Consider the following 2,788-nt stretch of genomic DNA (forward strand, 5'->3'; position numbering starts at 1 on the left):
AAGTCAGGTAGCCGGAGACACTGAGCTGTCTCCGGCTACCTGACTTAAGCCCGTTCTAAACTCTCTATCGGTTCGTTATGAATGACGCGATCGCGCAACGCTTGCAACATATATCCCAGTACTTATCGCGATAACTAGCAGAGCTAGCATCGAATAGTTACTGACAGCTTCGTTTATAAAGCCCATGCTTCTAGCAACTAGTAGAAATATACCGATAACAAAAAATACCAAAGGCAGGATAATTTTACTTTTTGTTAGCACTTTAATTCAGCACCTTTATTGAGATGAACAGCCTGTAATAATTCCGTTGATTTCTGTGAAAGTGACTCCATTTCCATCTTGAGCACATTCTTTAAGCTTTTCCTGGTTATTCCAGGCCCATCCGAAGAAGATTCCGCCCGCTACTCCAACAGGCCAATAACCCGAGCCAAGAAGGCCAGCAAGTCCTGCGGCATCCTTTACCTGCCCATACCCATCAATCATTTTCTGGACTTTGCAGGAGTCTAACTTGACCTCATTGGTTTGGCCGCCAGTAATAAAGTCAACTGATACGACCTCAGTTTTCGTTTCACCCCTGCACTCTTCCGCAACTGCAGGAGTGTATATTCCTCCTGCTAAGCCAAGAGTTAGAGCTCCAACAACAAAACCAGTTGAAATTTTTTTTGCTACGGTCATCTTATTCCCTTTCGTTCCAAAGCGCTCTCGCCTTGGTGATTGGTAACAACTGTATTCCAACACACATATTTTAAATAAGTCAACTTATTACATCACGATTCAATAAAGAAATCAGAGAAATACCCAGTCAGCGCTACCTAAAAATTTACGTAATACACCTATAGATACGTGTCTTTTTTTATTTCCCCGCTGGTGATAAGCGGAACATAAGCCCCCTAGGATCACACCGCCTGAGACGTCGCTACGCGATGGAGCAAGCGCCCTTGACGGGGTGTGATCGGGGGCTAAGCTTTTCCACCAGTAGCGAGAAGCCAAAAGAAAAACACGCCCGAGCGTGCAAAATTGCCAAGCGCAGCGACCCGAAAAATTTTGCGCTTCACCAGGCAAAAGCCCTTTACGTAACGTAAATGTATAGCTTGCTCCGCCAGGTGCTTAAATACACCTGCTATTTATGAGTTACTCAGAATACAACTTCCTGAGTCATTGAATGCATGAGGTGTGACGAAAAATCAGAGCACAAAAACTGACCGGCTGGCTGATCTTTTTCGCTCAACTAAGACCACAATGAAACACGATTTTCCGTAACAGCCCGTTACGTTAGTGCATTTCAATGCCACAGGTGTGTAGGTTTTTCCCGCGCACTTTCTGAGGTAAAGGCAGGCGGGGAGATGCGCGTTTCTGTCACAGCAAGAGAAAGTCAAACGAAGTTTGGCATACGTGACTGACTAACTGTTTCTGCTTTTGGTTTCTGGGGTTGCCTGCTGCTCTTGACTGAAGTTCCTTCTCTATAGAGTCTTGTACCTTGGGTTTACGCCAGGTGAGGGATGAAGAGGGCGTAGGGTGTCAGCTGGAGTAGGTCGGAGCGCCCGGGCTGAGTCGAGGAGGCTTGGAGCAGGGGAGGGGGCGGAGAACCGTAATACCCTGATTAAGCTCCAGGAATGTCACCTTTGGGATTAGTTCCACGAACGCTGAACTGTTCGAACAGTCACGCCCATTTTTTCGGCAACCTCTCGTTGCTTGTACCCGGCCTCTTTGAGTGCCTGAATCTGCGCCCTACGCCCGATAGCCTGAGCAGATTTAACAGCGTTTCCGGCAACTCTTCCGCGCGCTAGTGCCTGGGTCTGGGCTTCGGTTTTTCGGCTCCCGCCCTTACGCCCAATCTCAGCCATAAACTCGCGCACCGCGTCAGGGACAGGCGCCCCCGGCTCATGGCGGGCTTCTGCGGGACTAAAACGGGTTTCCATGAACTTCTGTACACTCCTGACGATTCCAGCAACCTCAGACAAGGGTAACGGCGGATTGCACTGAGCACTCAGCTCATAGGCCTGGGCTTCAAAGTCCCCGCCACGGTAGGCAGTGCGCCTAATGGTCTGAAAAATCGTCTCATTACGCTGACCTGCTTCTAGCTCGCCCCAGACCGGCTCAGGACGGCATGGGCGGGTTTCTGTGCCCTCTGGAGACTTAGAAGCCCTTAGAAAGGCTCTAAGCGCCCCTGAGAGTGCTTTGAGGGCATAGGGCGGGCAATCAGTCGGGTAAATGACCTCAGCGCCCTTATATAGCGGGTTACGGCACTTTGAGGGGCTAAGAGCGTTCACCGCTGGGTCACCTGAACAGGCACGGCGTAGAAGCTCGGCGGTGTCCCTCGCGAACCGGATAGGAGCTTGGTGGGCTTTGCTGGTCAGCGGGACACCCTCAATAAGCCAGAAAGCTTGTACGCCCTGGGCTGTAAAAATCACGGCATGAGGGTAAATTTCGCGGGGTAAATCAAAGATGTAATTCGGCGCGAAAATATGGTCGATGTCGATCACCAGGGCACGGCAAAAAGCGGGGCTGGGCTGGTAAAACTCGTACTTGTGTAGGTCTGCCCGTAGGGTTTTGGTCAGCGGGGCGCTCTTGGTTTCTGAGCAGAGAAAGACCCTCTGGGTGTCTGTGATGTGTACGGCGAACCGGGCTTCTTTGGTTGCGGTTCTGCTGGGTACTGCTAGACTCGTAGACACAAGCTTGAATTCCTTTCGAAGTAAGACGCGAGACGGAATTTGTGAACCGGTTAGGGTGCCAGCCCTACCGGTTCTTTTTTATCTAAAACTGCTCTAAGCATATACGGAACGGGCTT

The 2,788-nt window shown here is 50.4% G+C and carries 2 protein-coding genes; both read right to left on the reverse strand.

All coding sequences use genetic code 11. The annotated features are described in order from the left end of the window. Positions 1 to 276: 276 nt before the first annotated feature. Positions 277 to 675 (reverse strand): hypothetical protein, encoded by a 399-nt coding sequence (locus tag ACN082_RS10360; protein WP_419100782.1) that lies wholly within the window; start codon positions 673 to 675, stop codon positions 277 to 279. A 953-nt stretch (positions 676 to 1,628) separates the two neighbouring features. Beyond that, positions 1,629 to 2,672 carry a primase C-terminal domain-containing protein gene (locus tag ACN082_RS10365; protein ID WP_419100783.1) on the reverse strand — a complete coding sequence of 348 codons (1,044 nt, stop codon included), beginning with the start codon at positions 2,670 to 2,672 and terminating at the stop codon, positions 1,629 to 1,631. Between the last annotated feature and the right edge of the window lie 116 nt (positions 2,673 to 2,788).

This window comes from Rothia sp. CCM 9417 (genome assembly GCF_048513575.1).
Taxonomy (GTDB): domain Bacteria; phylum Actinomycetota; class Actinomycetes; order Actinomycetales; family Micrococcaceae; genus Rothia.

Bases quoted from the DNA above. Each gene is read 5' to 3' on its own strand.
- ACN082_RS10360 (WP_419100782.1), bottom strand. From the start codon at position 675: ATGACCGTAGCAAAAAAAATTTCAACTGGTTTTGTTGTTGGAGCTCTA.